The organism is Saccharothrix longispora (assembly GCF_030852425.1).
GTDB lineage: Bacteria > Actinomycetota > Actinomycetes > Mycobacteriales > Pseudonocardiaceae > Actinosynnema > Actinosynnema longispora.
Genome location: NZ_NSDM01000009.1, coordinates 164,087 through 184,341, shown reverse-complemented (window position 1 = coordinate 184,341; position 20,255 = coordinate 164,087). Strand labels below are relative to the sequence as shown.

Below are 20,255 nucleotides of genomic sequence, written 5' to 3'. Positions count from 1 at the left end.
CGATGACGACGTCGAAGAACGACCGGATCTCCGCGCTGCCCGAGCACCTCCGGGAGAAGCTGCGCGCACGGCTGGCGGGCAAGGCCCCCGCCCCGCGCGTGGACGTGATCCCCCCGGCGCCCCGGGACCGGCCGCTGCCGCTGTCCGCCGGCCAGCAGCGGCTGTGGTTCCTCGCGCAGTTCGAGCCCGACAGCACCGAGTACACCAGCGCGCTGGCACTGCGGCTCACCGGGCGGCTCGACGTGCCGCGGCTGACGGGTGCGCTGCGCGACCTGGTGCTGCGGCACGAGTCGCTGCGCACGACGTTCGACCAGGTCGACGGTCGCCCGGTGCAGGTCGTGCACGACGACGCGGAGCTGGAGGTGGTCAGCACCGACGACCCGCGCGCCGTGCTCGACCGGCCGTTCGACCTGCGGCAGGGGCCGCTGTTCCGGGCCGCGCTCACGGCCGAGTCGGACGACGTGCACGTGCTGCTGCTGACCTCGCACCACATCGTGGTGGACGGGTGGTCGCTCGGCGTGCTGGCGGAGGAGCTGGGCGCGCTGTACCGGGGCGAGGCCCTGGCCCCGCTGCCCCTGCAGTACGCGGACTACGCCGTCTGGCAGCAGGACCGCGCGGTGGACGTGGAGTTCTGGCGCTCGGCGCTCGCCGGCGTGGCGCCGGTGGAGCTGCCGACGGACCGGCCGCGACCGGCCGAGCGCACGTCGGCGGGGGCCACGCACGAGTTCGCCGTGCCCGTCGACCTCGCCTTGGCGGTGCGGGACCTGGCCCGCCGCAACGACACGACGCTGTTCACCGCCCTGACCGCCGCCTGCCAGCTGCTGCTGGCCCGGTACGCGGGGCAGGACGACGTCGCGGTCGGCACGGTGACCAGCGGTCGCGGCCGGCCCGAGCTGGCCGGGCTGGTCGGGTTCTTCGTCGGCACCGTCGTGCTCCGCTCCACTGTGGACACGTCGTGGTCGTTCACCGAGTTCCTGGCCCGGGTCGACCGGACGGCGCTGGACGCGTTCGCGCACGACGACGTGCCGTTCGACCGGGTGGTGGAGGCCGTGGGCGCGCCGCGCGACCCGAGCCGCACGCCGCTGTTCGACGTCATGGTCGTGCTCCAGAACGCGGGCCGCGCGCTGCCCGCGTTACCGGGCCTCCGGGTGGAGGAGCACCCGCTGACCCGCGAGCACGCGAACTTCGACCTGAGCATCGACTTCACCGAGACCCCCGACGGCCTGCACGGGCTGGTGGAGTACAGCACCGAGCTGTTCGACGCGGCGACCGTGGACCGGATGGTCCGTCACCTGCTGGTCCTGCTGTCCGGCGTCACCGCGCACCCGGACCGGCCGATGGCCGAGGTGTCGCTGCTGCTGGGCGACGAGCCCGACGGCCGGGGCCGGGCGCTGGACGTGCCCGACACCACCTACCCCGCCCTGTTCGAGGCGCAGGTCGCCCGCACGCCCGACGCGACCGCCCTGGTCTGCGGCGACGACCGGCTCACCTTCGCCGAGGTCGAGGCCCGCGCCAACCGCCTCGCCCACCACCTGGTGCGCGAGGGCGTGCGCCCGGAGCAGGTGGTCGCGCTGTCGCTGCCGCGCGGCGTGGACGCGGTGATCGGCATCCTGGGCGTGCTCAAGGCGGGCGCCGTGCACCTGCCGGTCGACCCGGGCCTGCCCGAGGCGCGGCGGCGGCACGTGCTGGAGGACTCCGGCGCGGTGCTGGTGCTCGACGCCCTGCCCGCGCTCGACCGCGGTCCGGTCGAACCGCCCGCCGTCGACGTGCGCCCGGACAACGCGGCGTACGTGATCTACACGTCCGGCTCCACCGGTCTGCCCAAGGGCGTCGTGGTCGAGCACCGGCAGCTGGTCAACCTGCTGCACAACCACCGCGCGGACTTCGCGACCGACCACATGCGCGTGGCCCTGTCGGCCGTGTTCTCCTTCGACACCTCGTGGGAGGGCCCGCTGCTCATGGCCGACGGCCACGAGCTGCACGTCCTGCCCGACGAGGTCAGGCTCGAACCCACCGCCCTCGTCGAGTACGTGCGGCGCCACCGCATCGACTTCCTCGACCTCACCCCGTCCTACGTCCAGCAGCTCGTCCCCGCGGGCCTGCTGGCCGGCGAGCACAAGCCCCGCGTGCTGATGCTCGGCGGCGAGGCGCTGGGCACCGCGCTGTGGCAGGAGCTGGCCCGGACGCGGGGCACCACCGCCTACAACTTCTACGGCCCCACCGAGACGACCGTGGACGCGGTGTCCACGCCCGTGGTGGGCGACCGGCCGGTGATCGGCCGACCGCTGGCCAACCTGACGGCGCGCGTGCTGGACGAGGACCTGCGCCCGCTGCCGGTCGGCGTGCCCGGCGAGCTGTTCATCGCCGGGCCCCAGGTGGCCCGCGGCTACCTCGACCGACCCGGCCTGACCGCCGACCGGTTCCTCGCCGACCCGCACGGCGAACCCGGTTCCCGCATGTACCGCACGGGCGACCGGGTCCGCTGGCTGGCCGACGGCACGCTGGAGTACCTGGGCCGCAACGACGACCAGGTCAAGATCCGCGGCTTCCGCATCGAACCCGGCGAGGTCGAGGCCGCGATGCTCAGCCACCCCGAGGTGCGCGAGGCGGCCGTCGTCGCCCGCACCGACCACGGGCACACCCGGCTGGTCGGGTACGCCGTGACCACCGGACCGGTGAACCTGCGCGAGCACCTGCGCCGGTCGCTGCCCGAGTACCAGGTGCCGTCGGCGTTCGTGGAGCTGGACCGCATCCCGCTCACGCCCAACGGCAAGCTCGACAAGGCCGCCCTGCCCGCCCCGAAGGCGGTCGGCGACGGCGTGTTCGTCGCGCCCCGCACGCCCGTCGAGGCCGAGCTGGCCCGGATCTGGGCCGAGGTGCTGGGTGCGGAGCGGATCGGTGTCGAGGACAACTTCTTCGCGGTGGGCGGCGACTCGATCCTGTCCATCCAGCTGGTGTCCAGGGCGCGACAGGCCGGTCTGCACCTGACCTCGCGCGACGTGTTCCGGCACCAGACCGTGGCGGAGCTGGCGCTGGTCGCGTCGGTGCAGGCCGAGGCGGAGCCGGTGCGGGTGTTCACCGGTCCCGCGCCGCTCACCCCGATCCAGCGGTGGTTCTTCGCCGAGCACGGCCCGCTGGCCCACTTCACGATGTCGCTGCTGGTCGAACTGGACCCCGCGGTGGAGGCCGAGGGGCTGCGGGTGGCGCTGCGGACCGTGCTCGCGCACCACGAGGCGCTGCGGCTGCGGTTCCGCGAGGTCGACGGCCGGTGGGTGCAGGAGGTCGGGGACGCCCGGGACGACGTGTTCCGCGTCGGGCCGCACGCCGTGGTCGACGCCGTGGCGCGCGGCGCCCAGCGGAGCCTGGACATCGGCGACGGGCCGCTGCTGCGGGCCGTGCTGTTCCCCGGCGAAAAGCCGCAACTGCTGCTCACCGCGCACCACCTGGCGATGGACGGCGTGTCCTGGCGCATCCTGCTCGACGACCTGGAGCGCGCCTACCGGGGCGCGCCGCTGGAGCCCGTCGGCACGCCGTTCACGCAGTGGGCGCACCGCCTGGACGAGCACGTCCGGTCCGGTGCGCTCGACGGCGCCCGCGCGCACTGGGACGCCGTGCCCGCGACCCCGCCGCTGCCGCGCGACCACGACGGCGAGAACACCGCCGGGTCGGCCCGCACGGTGTCGGTGCGACTGGACCGGGACACCACCGACGCGCTGCTGACCGCCGTGCCGCCGGTGTACCGGACGCAGGTCAACGACGTGCTGCTGAGCGCGGTCGGCCGGGCGTTGGCCGAGTGGACCGGCCACGACGCGGTCGCCGTGGCCCTGGAGGGCCACGGCCGCGAGGAACTGGTCGACGGCGTGGACCTGTCCCGCACGGTCGGCTGGTTCACCACGCAGTTCCCGGTGGTGCTGCCCGTGCACGACGGGTGGGACCGCACGCTCAAGTCCGTCAAGGAGGCGCTGCGCGCCGTGCCGCACCGCGGCCTGAGCTACGAGGCCCTGGGGTACCGGGCGCTGCCCGAGGTGTCGTTCAACTACCACGGCCGCTTCGACGTGGCCGACGGCGGCTTCTACCGGGCGCGCGCCGGCTCGGTCGGCGAGGACGTGCCGACCACCGGGCGGCGCAGCCACCTGCTCGACGTGACCGGCCTCGTCGAGGGCGGCGAGCTGGAGCTGACCTGGGAGTACTCCGAGCTGGTGCACGACGGGGCGACCGTGCGGCGGCTCGCCGACCGGGTCGTCGAGGCGCTGCGCGAGATCGTGGCGCACTGCGCAGAGCCCGGCGCCGGCGGGCGCACGCCGTCCGACTTCCCGCTGGCCCGCCTCACCCAGGACCAGGTGGACGCGCTGGCCGGTCCCGACGTGGAGGACGTCTACCCGCTGACCCCGCTCCAGGCGGGCATGGTGTTCCACAGCCTGGTCGAGCCCGGCGCGTACGTGGACCGGATGCGGATCGTGCTCGACGGCGTGACCGACCCGGCCGCGCTGCGCGAGGCGTGGCAGCGGGTCGTGGACCGCACGCCCGTGCTGCGCTCCAGCGTGGTGTGGGAGGGCGTGGACGAGCCCGTGCAGGTGGTGCACCGCCACGTCGAGCTGGCCGTGGGCGGCGCCGACGAGCTGTCCGACCGGTTCGACCCGGCGGAGCTGGACCTCTCGGCCGCGCCGTTGATGCGGGTGGGGATCACCCCACTGGCCGAGGACCGCGTGGAGGTCGTGTGGGTCTCGCACCACGTCCTGCTGGACGGCTGGAGCACCGCCCAGGTGTTCGCCGAGGTGCTGGAGCACTACCGGGCGATCACCGGGGGTGACGCCCCCGCGCTGCCCCTGCGCAGGCCGTTCCGCGACTACCTGGGCTGGTTGGCCGAGCAGGACCCGGCCGAGGCCGAGGCGCACTGGCGGTCGCTGCTGTCCGGCGTGGAGGTCGCGACGCCGCTGCCGTTCGACCGGGTGCCGGCCGAGGGGCACCACGACCGGAGCACCGCCGATGCCCGCGACCGGACCGGCGTGGTCAGGCTGTCGCTGTCCACCGCGGAGTCGGCGGCGCTGCACGACACGGCGCGGCGCCACGGGTTGACCGTCAACACCGTGGTGCAGGGCCTGTGGGCGCTGCTGCTGTCCCGGCACTCGGGCGAGCGGGACGTCGTGTTCGGCAGCACGGTGTCCGGCAGGCCCGCCGAGCTGCCCGGCGTCGAGTCGATGATCGGCATGTTGATCAACACCGTGCCCACCAGGGTCGTCGTGGACGGCGACGCCCGCACGTCCGCCTGGCTGCGGGAGCTCCAGACCGCGCAGAGCGAGTCGCGGCGGTTCGACTTCGTGTCGCTGGCGCAGGTGCGGCAGTGGGTGGGCACGCGGCTGTTCGACAGCGCGGTGGTCTTCGAGAACTACCCGCTCAGCGAGGTCACCGAGGCCACCGGCGTGCGGGTGGGCGAGGTGACGGCCGAGGAGGGCGCCAACTTCGCCCTGACCCTCGTGGCGCACCTGACCGACCGCCTCGACGCCCGGCTGCTCTACGACCCCGCCCTGTTCGACGAGACCACCGCGCGCCGGCTCGCCACCCACCTCGGGGTGCTGCTGCGCGGGGTCGCCGAGGACGCCGACCGACCGGTCCGGGCCCTGCCGATGGCCACCGGGGAGGAACTGCGCGCGGTCCTCGTCGACTGGAACGACACCGGCGCGGGCGGCCCGGTGACGAGCATCCCCGCCGCGTTCGCCGCGCGGGTCCGGAGCGCACCGCACGCCCCGGCGGCGGTGTGCGGGGACACGACCCTGGACTACGCCGGGCTGGACGCGCGGGCCAACCGGCTGGCGCACGCGCTGGTGCGGCTGGGCGTGCGCCCGGACGACCGGGTCGGCCTGCTCGCGACCAGGTCGGTCGAGCTGGTCGTGGGCGTGCTCGCGGTCGCCAAGGCGGGTGGCGCCTGCGTGCCGCTGGACACCCGCGCGCCGCGCGACCGGCTCCGCCTGCTGCTGGCCGACACCTCGGCCGCGGTGCTGCTGGCGGACACCGGTTGGGCCGCCGCGGCGCGGGAGCTCCACGACGGGCCCGTGGTGCCGCTCGGCGGGACCCCCGACGAGCCGGACACCGACCCCGGCGTCGAGGTGCACCCGGAGAACCTCGCCTACGTCATGCACACGTCCGGCTCCACCGGCACGCCGAAGGGCGTGGCGGTGCGGCACCGCGACGTGGTCGGCCTGGCGTTCGACCGGGCCTTCGACCACGGCCACGAGCGGGTCCTGCTGCACTCGCCGCAGGCGTTCGACGCCTCCACCTACGAGCTGTGGGTGCCGCTGCTGCGCGGCGGCGCGGTGGTGGTGGCCCCGCCCGAGGACCTCGACGCCGACGCGCTGCGCCGGGCCGTGGCCGACGGCGGTGTCACCTCCCTGTGGCTGACCGCCGGTCTGTTCCGCGCGGTGGCCCAGGAGGCGCCGGACTGCCTGGCGGGCCTGCGCCAGGTGTGGACCGGCGGTGACGTGGTGCCCGCCGCGGCGGTCCGGCGGGTGCTGGACGCCTGCCCGGGGATCACCGTGGTGGACGGCTACGGCCCCACCGAGACCACCACGTTCGCCTCCCGGCGCGTGCTCACCGCGGCCGGGCCGGTGCCGGAGCCGGTGCCGATCGGCACGCCGCTGGACGGCATGCGCGCCTACGTGCTCGACGAGGACCTGCGGCCCGTGCCGCCGGGCGTCGTCGGCGAGCTGTTCGTCGCGGGCACCGGCCTGGCCCGCGGCTACCTCGACCGGCCCGGCCTGACCGCGTCCCGGTTCGTCGCCGACCCGTTCGGCTCCCCGGCGGGCGGGCGCATGTACCGCACCGGCGACCTGGTGCGGTGGACCGCGCGGGGCGAGCTGGAGTTCGTCGGCCGCGCCGACGACCAGGTCAAGATCCGCGGCTTCCGCGTGGAGCTGGGCGAGGTCGAGGCCGTGCTGGCCGGGCACCCGGCGGTCGCCGAGGCCGTGGTGGTCCCCCGCCACGACGAGCGGGGCGCCAAGCGGCTGGTCGCCTACGTCGTGCCCGCGCAGGCGGGCGCCGGCGCGCCCGACGTGGCGGACCTGCGCGGGCTGGCGGGGCGCGAGCTGCCCGACTACATGGTCCCGGCGGCGTTCGTGGTGCTCGACGAGCTGCCGCTGAGCCGCAACGGCAAGGTGGACCGCCGGGCGCTGCCCGACCCCGAGCCGATCCGCGCGCGGGAGCACGTCGCGCCGCGCACCGACGCCGAGCGCGTCGTCGCCCGCGTCTGGGCCGACGTGCTGGGCGTGGACGAGGTCGGCGCGGAGGACGACTTCTTCACCCTCGGCGGCGACTCGATCCTCAGCATCCGCGTGACCTCCCGGTTGCGCGCCGCCTTCGGCGTGCAGCTGTCGCCGCGCGCCCTGTTCGAACACCCCACGGTTTCCGGGCTCGCCACCGCGATCTCCGGGACGACGGCGGTGGACGCCATCCCGGTGATCCCGCGCGGTGGCGTCCACCTCCAGTCCCCCGCCCAGCGGCGGCTGTGGTTCCTGGACCAGTTCGAACCCGACAGCACCGAGTACCTCACCCCGATGGCGATGCGCCTGCACGGCCCGCTGGACGTCGACGCGCTGCGCCGCGCGCTCGACGGCCTGGTGGCCCGGCACGAGTCGCTGCGCACCACGTTCGACGACGGCGCGCAGGTCGTGCACGAGCCGCGCCCGGTGCCGCTGGACGTCGAGGAGGGCTCCTGGGAGGACGTGCTGCGCGAGGAGGTCGGCACCCCGTTCGACCTGCGGCGCGGCCCCCTGCTGCGGACGCGGCTGGTGCGCGTGTCGCCCGAGGAGCACGTGCTCGTGCTGACCCTGCACCACATCGTCACCGACGGCTGGTCCGGCGGCGTGCTGGCCCGCGACCTGGGCGCGCTGTACGCGGGTCGGGAACTGCCGCCGCTGCCCGTCCAGTACGTGGACTACGCGGCCTGGCACGAGGCGCCGCCGGTGGACTACTGGGCCGGGCAGCTGGCCGGGGTCCCCCCGCTGGAGCTGCCCACCGACCGGCCGCGCCCCGCGGTCCGCAGCGGGGCGGGCGCGATGCACGCGTTCACCGTGCCCGCGCCGGTCGCCGAGGCGCTGCGGTCCCTGGCCGCGCGGCGCGGCGACACCCTGTTCACCGCGCTCGTGGCCGCCACGCAGGCGCTGCTGGCCCGCTACACCGGCCAGGACGACATCGCGGTCGGCACCGCGGTCTCCGGGCGCGGCCGGGCCGAGCTGGACGACGTGGTCGGTCTGTTCGTCAACACCGTCGTGCTGCGGTCCGCGGTGGACCAGCGCCGGTCGTTCGACGAACTCCTGACCGGGGTGCGGACCACCGTGCGCGACGGGTTCGCCCACCAGGACGTGCCGTTCGAGCGGGTGGTCGACGCCGTGCGACCGGACCGCGACCCGAGCCGCAACGCCCTGTTCGACGCCATGGTGCTGCTCCAGAACACCGGCGGCGCGCTGCCGGAGCTGCCCGGCCTGCGGGCCGAGGAGGTGCCGCTGCCGCTGCTGACCGCGACGTGCGACCTGACGTTCGAGTTCGACGAGCACGACGGCGGGCTGCGCGGCGCGGTCGAGTACAGCACCGACCTGTTCGACGCCGACACGGTCGACCGGATGTCCCGGCACCTGCTGACCCTGCTGGCGGGGGTCACCGCCGAGCCGCACCGGCCCCTCGCCGAGATCCCGCTGCTGCTCGGCGACGAGCCGGACGGCTTCGGCGGGACGCTGGACGTCCCCGCCACCCCGTTCCCCGTGCTGTTCGAGGAGCAGGCGGCGCGCACCCCGGAGGCCACCGCCCTGGTGTGCGGTCCGACCCGGCTCACCTTCGCCGAGGTGGACGCGCGGGCCAACCGGCTGGCGCACCACCTGGTCGCGCGGGGGGCCGGACCGGAGCGGGTGGTGGCGGTGTCGCTGCCGCGCTCCGCGGACTCCGTGGTGGCGATCCTGGCCGTGCACAAGGCGGGCGCGGTCTACCTGCCGGTCGACCGGGACCTGCCCCGGGACCGCGTCGACCACCTGCTGGGCGACGCCCGACCGGTGCTGGTGCTGGACACCTGGCCGGACCTCACCGGCCTCCCGACCACCCGGCCGGACGTGGAGGTCCGCCCCGACCAGGCGGCGTACGTCATCTACACCTCCGGGTCGACCGGCCTGCCCAAGGGCGTGGTGGTCGAGCACCGGCAGCTGGCCAACCTGTTCCACAACAACAACGGCGCGTTCGGCGCGCACGGGCACCTGCGGGCCGCGCTGACCGCGGTGTTCTCGTTCGACACGTCCTGGGAGGGGCCGCTGCTCATGGCGGGCGGCCACGAGCTGCACGTCATCACCGACGACGTGCGGCTGGAGCCGGAGGCCCTGGTCGCCTACGTCCGCGAGCACCGGATCGACTTCCTCGACCTGACCCCGTCCTACGTCCAGCAGCTCATCCCCGCCGGGCTGCTCGCCGGCGAGCACGTGCCGGCGGTCCTGTCGCTCGGCGGCGAGGCGCTGCCGACCGCGCTGTGGCGCGAACTGGCCGGGGCGCGCACGAACGCCTACAACTACTACGGCCCCACCGAGACCGCGGTCGACGCGGTGGCCACCCCGGTCGCCGGCGACCGGGCGCTGATCGGCCGGCCGCTGCGCAACCTCGTCGCACGCGTGCTGGACGAGGACCTGCGGCCGGTGCCGGTCGGCGTGCCCGGCGAGCTGTTCATCGCCGGGCCCCAGGTGGCCCGCGGCTACCTCGACCGACCCGGCCTGACCGCCGACCGGTTCCTCGCCGACCCGCACGGCGAACCCGGTTCCCGCATGTACCGCACGGGCGACCGGGTCCGCTGGCTGGCCGACGGCACGCTGGAGTACCTGGGCCGCAACGACGACCAGGTCAAGATCCGCGGCTTCCGCATCGAGCCGGCCGAGGTGGAGGCGGCTCTGCTGCACCACCCCGACGTCACCCAGGCCGCGGTGGTGCCGCACGAGCACAACGGCCACAAGCGGCTCGTCGCCTACACCACGGGCACGGCGACCGGCCTGGCCGGCTGGCTCAAGGACCGGCTGCCGGACTACCTGGTGCCGTCGGCGTTCGTGGCGCTGGACGCGCTGCCGACCACGCCCAGCGGCAAGGTGGACCGGCGGGCGCTGCCCGCGCCGACGTTCACCGACGACACCGGGTACGTGGCGCCGGAACCGGGCGTGCCCGCGCGGCTCGCGGAGATCTGGGCCGAGGTGCTGGGGGTCGAACGGGTCGGCGCGCGGGACAACTTCTTCGCGCTGGGCGGCGACTCGATCCTGAGCATGCAGGTGGTGTCCCGGGCGCGGCAGGCCGGGTTGAGGCTGACGTCCAAGGACATCTTCCTCCGGCAGACCGTCTCGGACCTCGCGCTCGCGGTCACCGACGACGCCGGCCGGACCCACGAGGTCGTCACCGGCCCCGTGCCGCTCACCCCCGTGCAGCGGTGGTTCTTCACCGAGCACGGCCCCTTGGCGCAGTTCACCATGTCGGTGGTCGTGGAGCTGGGCGACGTCGACCCGGACGCGGTGCGCGCCGCCGTGGGGGCGCTGGTCGCCCACCACGACGCGCTGCGCACCCGCTTCACCGCGGTGGACGGCGTGTGGCGGCAGCAGGTCGCCGAGGTCGAGACCGGCGAGGTGTTCCGGGTGGCCGCGGACGACCTGCCGACCGAGGCCGAGCGGGCGAAGACGAGCCTGGACCTGCGCACCGGCCCGCTGCTGCGCGCGGTGCTGTTCGACGACGGGCGGCTCTTCGTCACCGCGCACCACCTGGTGGTGGACTCCGTCTCGTGGCGCATCCTGCTGTCGGACCTGGAGACCCTGCTCGCCGGTGGCCGGTTGGCCCCGCGCACCACGGCGTTCGCCGAGTGGGCGCGCCGCCTCGACGAGCACGTGCGCGCCGGCCGGTTCGACGCCGCCCTGCCGCACTGGGCGGCCGTCCCGACCGAGGAGCCGGTGCCCACGAGGGCGGACACCGCGCGCACCGTGTCGGTGCGGCTGGGCCGGGCGGAAACCGGTGCGCTGCTGACCGCCGTGCCCGAGGCGTACCGCACGCAGGTCAACGACCTGCTGCTGACCGCGCTGGCGTCGGCGCTCGGCGGTCGCGCGCTCGTGGCGCTGGAGGGCCACGGCCGCGAGGAGCTGTTCGACGGCGTGGACCTGTCCCGCACGGTGGGCTGGTTCACCGCGCAGTTCCCGGTGGCGCTGACCCTTCCCGCCGGTGCCCCGGACTCCGCCGGCCGGGACTCCTCCGGCGAGGCCTCCGTGGACTGGGGCACGGCGCTCAAGTCGGTCAAGGAGCAGCTGCGGGCGGTGCCGGACAAGGGGCTGAGCTACGAGGCCCTGCGGTACGACGACCGCGGTCTGACCGGCGCGCTCCCGCGCGTGTGCTTCAACTACCTGGGCCAGTGGGACGGCGAGATCGCCGACGCCGAGCACGGCCGGGAGTGGCCCGCCGACCTGGTCCGCTCCCACCTGCTCGACATCACCGCCGCGGTGTCGGCGGGCGAACTGGTGGTGGAGTGGGACTACTCCACCGAAGCGCACGACGAAGCCGGGGTGCGCGCCCTGGCCGACCGCATGCTCGACGCGCTGCGCGCCATCGCGGAGTTCTGCGCCCGACCGGGCGCGTGGGGCCGCACCCCGTCGGACTTCCCCCTGGCGCGGCTGACCCAGGACCAGGTCGACCGGATCGTCGACCAGGACGTGGAGGACGTCTACCCGCTCACCCCGCTCCAGGCCGGCATGCTCTTCCACGACCTCGTGGACGAGGGCACGGCGTACTTCAACCAGACGCGCGTGCGGCTGACCGGGGTGACCGACCCGCGCCGGCTGGGCGAGGCGTGGCAGCGGGTGGTGGACCGCACCCCCGTGCTGCGCTCCGGTGTCGTCTGGGAGGGCCTGGACGAGCCGGTGCAGGTCGTGCGGCGCGACGTGCGGGTGCCGATCGCCTACGCGGACGTGACGGACGAACTGGTCGCCGCCGATGCCGCGGCCGGTGTGGACCTGTCGGCGCCGACGTTGATGCGGCTGGTGATCGGGCGCGCGTCCGACACCGAGGTCGACCTGCTGTGGAGCTCGCACCACCTGATCCTGGACGGCTGGAGCACCCCGCAGGTGTTCGGCGACGTGCTGGCCGAGTACGCGGGCACCGAGCCCACCGCGCGCCGACCGTTCCGCGACTACCTGGCGTGGCTGGGCGAGCAGGACCAGACCACCGCCGAGGAGCACTGGCGGCGCGTGCTGGCGGGTGTCGAGGCGCGCACGCCGCTGCCGTTCGACCGCGCGCCCGAGGAGGCGCACCGCGCCGAGTCGTCCGCCCGGGTGGTGCTGGACCTGCCCTCGGACCGGCTCGACGCGGTGGCGCGCGGGCACGGCCTGACGGTCAACACGCTGGTGCAGGGCGCGTGGGCGTTGGCGCTGGCGCGCACCGCCGGGCAGCGGGACGTGGTGTTCGGCAGCACGGTGTCCGGCCGGCCGGCCGAGCTGCCCGGCGTCGAGTCGATCGTGGGCATGTTCATCAACACGGTGCCCACGCGCGTGGTGGTGGAGCCCGACGCGGTCGCGGTGGACTGGTTGCGCCGCCTCCAGGAGGAGCAGACCGAGTCCCGCCGGTTCGACTTCGTCTCGCTGGCGCAGGTGCAGCAGTGGGCGGGCACGCGGCTGTTCGACAGCCTGCTCGCGTTCGAGAACTACCCGGTGGACTCCGACGTGCCGGACGGCTCGCCCGGCGTGCACCCGGTCGAGGCGCTCGACACCACCACCTACCCGCTGACGGTGCGGGCGTACGCGGACGAGTCGCTGCACGTGGAGCTGACCTACGACCCGCGGCTGTTCGACGAGGGCACCATCACGTCCCTCGGCGATCGGTTGACCAGGGTGCTCGACGCGCTCGGGGCGGACCCCGGGCAGCGCGTGCGCGAACTGCCGTGGCTGTCGCAGGCCGAGGTGCGGCAGGTGCTGGTCGACTGGAACGGCACCGCGGTCAGCGAGCCGGGCACGACGATCCCCGGGCTGTTCGCCGCGCAGGCCGCCCGCACGCCCGACGGCGTGGCGGTGACCTGCGAAGGCGACGCCCTCACCTACCGCGAGCTGGACGAGCGGTCCAACCGCCTGGCGCACCACCTGGTCGCGGCGGGCGCGGGTCCGGAGACCCTGGTCGCGCTGCGCTTCACGCGGTCGACCGACCTGGTCGTGGCGGTGCTGGGCGTGCTCAAGTCGGGTGCGGCCTACCTGCCGATCGACGTGTCGTACCCGGAGGAGCGGATCGCGTACGTCCTGGGCGACGCCCGGCCGGTGCTCACCCTGGACGGGCTGCCGGACCTCGCCGGGCTGCCGGCGACCGCGCCGGAGGTGGGCCTGCGCCCCGACAACGCGGCGTACGTCATCTACACGTCCGGCTCGACCGGCCGACCCAAGGGCGTGCTGGTGCCGCACTCGAACGTGGTGCGGCTGTTCGAGCAGACCGCGCGGTGGTTCGACTTCGGCCCGGACGACGTGTGGACCCTGTTCCACAGCTTCGCGTTCGACTTCTCGGTGTGGGAGCTGTGGGGCCCGCTGCTGCACGGCGGCCGCCTGGTGGTCGTCCCGCACGAGGTCTCCCGCTCGCCGCGCGACCTCGCCCGGCTGGTCGTGGACGAGGGCGTGACGGTGCTCAACCAGACGCCGTCCGCGTTCTACGCGCTGCTCGCCGAGGCGCCCGAGCTGCCGCCGGTCCGGTACGTGGTCTTCGGCGGGGAGGAGCTGGACGTCCGCAAGGTCCGGGCGTGGCGGGGCCCCGGCCGATTGATCAACATGTACGGCATCACCGAGACCACCGTGCACGTGACGTGGACGGTGGCGGACGGGACCATCGGCGTCCCCATCCCCGACCTCCGGGTCTACGTCCTCGACGAGGACCTGCGGCCCACCGCGCCGGGTGTGGTCGGCGAGATGTACGTCGCGGGAGCGGGCCTGGCGCGGGGCTACCTGAACCGCCCGGGGCTCACCGCCGCCCGGTTCCCCGCGGACCCGTTCGGCGAGCCGGGCACGCGGATGTACCGCACGGGCGACCTGGCCCGCTGGGTCGACGGGAGGCTGGAGTACTTCGGCCGAGCCGACCAACAGGTCAAGATCCGCGGGTTCCGCGTCGAACTCGGCGAGATCGACGCCGTGCTGACCTCGCACCCCGCCGTGGCGCGGGTCGCGGTGGTCGTGCGGGAGGACCGGCTGGTCGCCTACTACGTGCCCGCCGAGGGCGCCGAGGTCGATGCCGCCGCCCTGCGGGGGCACGCGGCGCGGTCGCTTCCCGACTACATGGTGCCCGCCGCGTACGTGGCGCTGGAGGAGTTGCCGCTCAACGACAACGGCAAGCTGGACAGGGCCGCGCTGCCCGCGCCCGAGCGCGACGCCTCGGTGGCCGGCGGGTACGTCGCGCCGCGCACCGAGGCCGAGCGGCGGGTCGCGGACGTGTGGGCCGAGGTGCTGGGGCTCGACGCGGTGGGCGCGGAGGACAACTTCTTCGCCCTCGGCGGCGACTCCATCTCCAGCATCCGCGTGGTGTCGCGGCTGCGGTCGGCGTTCGACCTGTCACCGCGCGACCTGTTCGACCACCCGACGGTGGCCGCGCTCGCCGGCCGGCTGACCGCGCCGACCGGCACGGCCATCGGGCGGGCGGCGGGCGAGCCGCCGCTGTCCTTCGCGCAGCAGCGGCTGTGGTTCCTCGACCAGTTCGCGCCCGGCGGCACGGAGTACGCGACGCCGCTGGCGGTGCGGCTGCGGGGCGAGCTGGACGTGCCCAGGTTGGCGCGGGCGCTGACCGCGCTGGTCGAGCGGCACGAGGAGCTGCGCACGACGTTCCCGGCGGTGGACGGGTTGCCGGTGCGCGAGGTGCACCCGGCCGCGCCGGTCGAGCTGCCGGTGCTGGACGCGATGCCCGCGGTGGAGCCGTTCGACCTGGCGGCCGGACCGCTGTTCCGGCCGGTGGTGGTGCGGCACGCGCCGGACGACCACGTGCTGGCGCTGACGATGCACCACATCGTCACCGACGGCTGGTCGGCGGGCGTGATGGTGTCCGACCTGGCCGCGCTCTACGCCGGTGAGGACCTGCCGCCGCTGCCCATCCGGTACGCCGACTTCGCCGCCTGGCAGCGCGAGCAGCCGCTGGACGCGCAGCTCGACTTCTGGCGGGACGAGCTGGCCGGGTTGCCCGCGCTGGAGCTGCCCACCGACCGGCCCCGGCCGCCGGTGCAGACGACGGCCGGGGCCCGGCTGGAGTTCGCGGTGCCCGCCGACGTGGCCCGGCGGTTGCGCGAGGTCGGCCGGTCGGCCGACGGGACGCTGTTCACGGCGCTCGTCGCGGCCTGCCAGGTGCTGTTCCACCGGTGGTCCGGGCAGGACGACTTCGCGATCGGCACGGTGGCGTCCGGCCGGGAGCGGCCGGAGACGCAGGACCTGGTCGGGTTCTTCGTCAACACGCTGGCGCTGCGGGCGCGGATCGACCCGGCGGAGGGCTTCCGCGACCTGCTGGCCCGCACCCGGCGGACCGCGCTGGACGCGTTCGAGCACCAGGACGTGCCCTTCGAGCGGGTGGTCGACGCGGTGCAGCCGGACCGGGACACCAGCCGCACGCCGCTGTTCCAGGCCGTGGTGGCGCTGCAGAACGCGCCCCGGGCGCAGGGCTTCGCCGACCTGGTCGCCGAGGACGTCGGCCAGGAGGTGACCAGCACCGGGTTCGACGTGACGGTCGAGTTCAGCGAGCTGCCCGACGGCGGGTTGGACGGGTCGGTCGAGTACAACACCGACCTGTTCGACCGGAGCACGGCGACCCGCCTGGCAGAGCACCTGACCGTGCTGCTGGCCGGGATCGCCGAGGACGCGGACCGCCCCGTGTGGGCGCTGCCCGTGCTGCCCGACGCCGAGCGCGCGCTGCTCGACGCGTGGGGCGACGGCGGGCCCGCCGTCGCCGGGCCGGGGCTGGTGGAGCTGGTCGAGGCCCAGGTGGCGCGGACGCCGGACGCCCTGGCGCTGACCGGCGCGGCGGACGTGACGTTCGCCGAGCTGAACGCGCGGGCCAACCGGCTGGCGCACCACCTGATCGGCCTGGGCGCCGGTCCGGAGCAGGTCGTCGCGCTGCGGATGCCGCGCTCGGCGGACCTGCTGGTGGCCGAGCTGGCGGTCCTCAAGTCCGGCGCCGCGTTCCTGCCGGTCGACCCGGACTACCCGGCCGAGCGGATCGCGTTCATGCTCGACGACGCCCGCCCGCTGGTGGTGCTGGACGGCCCGGTCGACGTGACCGGACCGGACACGGACCCCGGTGTGGCGGTGCGGCCGGAGCACCCGGCGTACGTGATCTACACGTCCGGCTCGACCGGGCGGCCGAAGGGCGTCGTGGTGTCCCACGCGGGCCTGGCCACGTTCTCCGCGGCCGAGGTGGCGCACTTCGACGTGCGGCCGGGCGACCGGGTGCTGGAGTTCTCCTCCCCCAGCTTCGACGCGTCGGTGCTGGAGCTGTGCATGGCGTGGCCCGCGGGCGCGGCGATGGTCGTGCCGCCGCCCGGTCCGCTGCTGGGCGACCAGCTGGCGGAGGTGGTGGACGGGTTCGGCGTGACGCACGCGCTGATCCCGCCGGTCGCGCTGGCCACCGTGCCGGACGTGGAGCTGCCGACGTTCCGCACCGTGGTCGTGGGCGGCGACGCCAGCTCGGCCGAACTGGTGCGCCGCTGGGCGCCCGGCCGCCGGTTGATCAACGCCTACGGGCCGACCGAGTCCACCGTGGTCACCTCGTGGAGCGGGCCGCTGGAGCCCGGTGACGGCGCGCCGCCGATCGGGCGGCCGATCCCCGGCACGCGGGTGCGCGTCCTGGACGGCGCGTTGCAACCGGTGCCGGTCGGCGTGGCCGGCGAGCTGTACGTGTCCGGCGTCGGCCTGGCGCGCGGCTACCTGGACCGGCCGGGGCTGACCGCGCAGCGGTTCGTCGCCGACCCGTTCGGCGAGCCGGGGTCGCGCATGTACCGCACGGGCGACGTGGTGCGCTGGAACGCCGACGGCGAGCTGGAGTACCTGGGCCGCGCCGACGAGCAGGTCAAGATCCGCGGGTTCCGGGTGGAGCTGGGCGAGATCGGGACGGCCCTGCTGCGGCACCCCGACGTGCGCGAGGCGATCGTGGTGGCGCGGGCCGACGCGGGCGGGCACAAGCGGCTCGTGGCGTACGTCGTGGCCGAAGCCGGGGTCGACGCGGTCGGCGGGCTGCGGGAGTTCCTGGGCGAGTCGCTGCCCGACTACCTCGTGCCGTCGGCGTTCGTGCCGCTGGACGCGCTGCCGATGAGCGCGAACGGCAAGGTGGACCGGGCGAAGCTGCCCGAGCCGGACTTCGGGGCGGCCGTCGGCGTCGGGTACGTCGCGCCGACCGGTCCCGTCGAGGAGGCGCTGGCGCGGGTGTGGGCGGACGTGCTCAACGTGCCGAAGGTGGGCGTGGAGGACAACTTCTTCTCCCTGGGCGGCGACTCGATCCTGAGCATGCAGGTCGTGGCGCGGTCCCGGCAGGCCGGCTACCGGTTCGCCACCCGCGACCTGTTCGTGCACCAGACGGTGGCCTCGCTCGCGCCGCACGTGGAGGTGGAGGTCGCCTCCGACGCGGACCGCGCGCCGGTCGTCGGCGACGTGCCGCTGACGCCCATCCAGCACTGGTTCCTGCACTCGGGGCGGCGCAGTCCGCACCACTTCAACCAGTCGCACCTGGTGGAGCTGGACCCGGCGGTGGACGTGGAGGCGCTGCGCCGGGCGCTGCGGGCGCTCGTGGCGCACCACGACGCGCTGCGGCTGCGGTTCACCGCCGTGGACGGCGTGTGGCGGCAGCGCAACGAGGACCTGTCCGCGGTGACCGACGTGCTCACCGTCGTGGCGGGCGACGACCGGGCGGAGGAGGTCGCCGACGAGGTGCACGCCTCGTTCGACCTGGCGGCCGGTCCGCTGTTCCGGGCCGTGCTGTTCACCGGCGACCGGCCGCGGCTGCTGCTCGTCGCGCACCACCTGGTGGTGGACGGCGTGTCGTGGCGGGTGCTGGTGGACGACCTGGAGACCGCCTACTCGGGCGGCGACCTCGGCGCGAAGACCACGTCCTACCAGGAGTGGGCGCGGCGGCTGGAGGCCCACGTCCTCGGCGGCGGGCTGGACGGCGAGATCGAGCACTGGAGCACGCCGTTCCCGGCCTCTCCGCCGCCGGTGGGCGGCACCGACTCGATCGACGTGGAGCTGTCCGAGGAGGACACCGACGCCCTGCTGCGCGGCGCGCCGGTCGCCTACCGGACCCGGATCAACGACGTGCTGCTGGCGGCGCTGGCGCACGCGCTGGCCCGGTGGACGGGTTCGTCGCGGGTCGCGGTCGACCTGGAGGGCCACGGGCGCGAGGACGTGCTCGACGTGGACCTGTCGCGCACGGTCGGCTGGTTCACCACGATGTTCCCGGTGGCGCTGGACCTGCCGGACGGCAGCTGGCGCGACCGCGTGAAGGCGGTGCGGCGGCAGCTGCGGTCGGTGCCGGGCAACGGTCTGGGCTACGGCGCGCTGCGCCGGCACGGCCGGGTGCCGGACGCCGGACGGCCCGCGGTGTCGTTCAACTACCTCGGGCAGTTCGACGGCGGGTCGGACGACGCGAGCGGGCTGTACCGGTCGGTGCTGCCGTCCATCGGACAGGAGCACGACCCGGCGGACGTCGGCGAGCACCTGGTGGACGTGGTCGGCGAGGCCGGGCGCACGCTGGCCTTCACCTTCTACTACCACCCGGAGGTGCACCCGGCGGACGAGATCGGGGCGGTCCTGGCCGACTTCACCGAGGCGCTGCGGGCCATCGCGGCGGACTGCCGGGGTGCGCTGTGACGACGTCGTTGGCGCGGAACCGGAACTTCACCCTGCTGTGGGGCGGTCAGGCGCTGGCCGAGGTGGGGTTCAGCGCCTCGATGATCGCGTTCCCCCTGCTGGTGCTCGCGGTCACCGGGTCGCCCGCCATGTCCGGCCTGGTGCTGGCCGCGGACGCCGCCGCGCAGCTCGTCGCCGGGCTGCCGGCGGGCGCGCTGGCCGACCGGTGGGACCGGCGGAGGATCATGCTGTGCTGCGAGGCGGCACGGGTGTTGGCGCTCGGCGGGCTCGTGGCGAGCGTGTGGACGGGCACGGTCACGGTGGCGCACATGGTCACCGTGGCCGTGGTGCTCGGCGTGTGCCGGGCGCTGTTCGAGCCTGCCGAGGACGCCAGCCTGGCGCGGCTCGTGCCGGAGTCGCAGCTCGGGACGGCGGTGGCGCTCAACACCGCGCGCTCCTCACTCGGCCAGATGTCCGGCACCGCGCTGGGCGGCCTGCTGTTCGCGGTCACGCGGTGGCTGCCCTTCCTGGTGGACATGGTGACGCACGTGGTGGCGTTCGTGGCGCTGCTGTTCATGCGGGTGCCGCCGAGCGAGCGGGTCGTGGCGCGGCCGCACATGGTGCGGGAGATCGGCGAGGGGCTGAAGTGGGTGTGGTCGCGCGCCGAGATCCGGGTGACGGCGCTGTGCGCGGTGGTGCTGAACCTGTTCTTCACCGCGTTCTACCTGGTGGTGATCGTCCTGGTGCAGCGCGGCGGCGCGTCGTCGGCCGCGATCGGGGTGATGGCCGCGATGCTCGGCGTCGGGGGCGTGCTGGGCGCGCTGGCCGCGCCGTGGCTGCACCGGGCGCTCGGGCCGTTCCGGTCGATCGCCTCGGTGTTCTGGGTGCTGGCCCTGCTCACCCCGGTGGCCCTGCTGGTCGACTCGCCCTTCCTGCTGGGCGGCCTGTTCGCCCTGATGACGTTCCTGGCGCCCACCGCCAACACGACGATCGGCACGCACCAGCTGCTGCTCACCCCGGACGCGCTGCGCGGACGGCTGAGCGGCGTGATGGCGGTCGTCATCGGGTTGGCGGGGACGCTGGGGCCCCTGGTCGGCGGCCTGCTGACCGAAGTCCTGTCGGCGCGCACCGCGGTCGCGGTGTGCGCGGTGGGCATCCTGTTGATCACCGTGGTCGTCACGGTCAACCCGACCTTGCGCGGGTACGGAGCGGTTCCAGTCACGGAGGAGAAGGACGCATGAGGGACGACATCAGCTACCAGGTGCTCGTGAACGACGAGGGCCAGTACTCGCTGTGGCCCGCGCACCACGACGTGCCCGCCGGGTGGCGCTTCGAGGGCACCAAGGGCACCAAGGACGAGTGCTCGGCGCACGTGGACCGGGTGTGGACGGACATGCGCCCGGCCTCGCTGCGCGCGGCGATGGGCTGACC

Annotated in this window: 3 protein-coding genes; all 3 read left to right on the top strand. The window is 74.9% G+C overall.

What is annotated here, in order from left to right; genetic code table 11:
- Nucleotides 1-2: 2 nt before the first annotated feature.
- Genes CKY47_RS21590 through CKY47_RS21580 form a run of 3 tightly spaced genes read left to right on the top strand, consistent with a single transcriptional unit; the run spans nt 3 to nt 20,253 of the window.
- A complete protein-coding gene (locus CKY47_RS21590; RefSeq protein WP_306747739.1) occupies nt 3-18,845 on the top strand; it encodes a non-ribosomal peptide synthase/polyketide synthase in 18,843 nt (6,280 codons plus the stop codon).
- Nucleotides 18,842-20,065 (top strand): MFS transporter, encoded by a 1,224-nt coding sequence (locus CKY47_RS21585; protein ID WP_306747738.1) that lies wholly within the window; start codon nt 18,842-18,844, stop codon nt 20,063-20,065. The genes CKY47_RS21590 and CKY47_RS21585 overlap by 4 nt, the downstream gene beginning before the upstream one ends.
- Nucleotides 20,062-20,253, top strand: a complete 192-nt coding sequence (locus tag CKY47_RS21580; RefSeq protein ID WP_306747737.1) for an MbtH family protein — start codon at nt 20,062-20,064, stop codon at nt 20,251-20,253. The genes CKY47_RS21585 and CKY47_RS21580 overlap by 4 nt, the downstream gene beginning before the upstream one ends.
- Nucleotides 20,254-20,255: the final 2 nt, after the last annotated feature.

What these genes read in the sequence shown, in the direction of transcription:
- CKY47_RS21590 (WP_306747739.1), top strand. Translation starts at nt 3, where the DNA reads ATGACGACGTCGAAGAACGACCGGATCTCCGCGCTGCCCGAGCACCTC.
- CKY47_RS21580 (WP_306747737.1), top strand. Translation starts at nt 20,062, where the DNA reads ATGAGGGACGACATCAGCTACCAGGTGCTCGTGAACGACGAGGGCCAG.